The organism is Roseovarius halophilus (ex Wu et al. 2025), from assembly GCF_047086965.1.
In genome coordinates this window covers 1-334 of the sequence record NZ_JBKOTX010000601.1, presented here as the reverse complement: position 1 = coordinate 334, position 334 = coordinate 1, and the positions used below count along the sequence as shown (strand labels likewise).

Annotated in this window: 1 pseudogene; it reads right to left on the bottom strand. The window is 61.1% G+C overall.

Annotation, left to right across the window (positions count from 1 at the left end):
• Positions 1 to 96 precede the first annotated feature (96 nt).
• Positions 97 to 334, bottom strand: a pseudogene (locus tag ACH107_RS33670) (IS630 family transposase); the annotation flags it as partial.

Sequence of the window (334 nt, the reverse complement as noted above, 5' to 3'; positions counted from 1 at the left end):
TCTGGAAGTGCCGCAACACGAGGCCTGAAAGAAGTTCGTACTCGATCACACGCCAATAAGGTCAAAAACTTCTTGCATCACGGGCGGCAACCAAAGAAGCGGCAGACCGGGCTGGGTGCGGTCCAGTGCCTGGATCTGGGACTTTTCATCGACGCACAGGACCACCGCGCGATCCGGCGGGTCGAGGTAAAGCCCTACGATCTCGGTGACCTTCTCCTCGAACTTCGGGTCGTTCGAGACCTTGAAGCTGCGCGTCTGGTGCGGCTTCAGCCCTGCGTCCGCCCATATCCTTCCCACGCTCGACGGCGAGATGCCCACCGCCTCGGCCATGGTC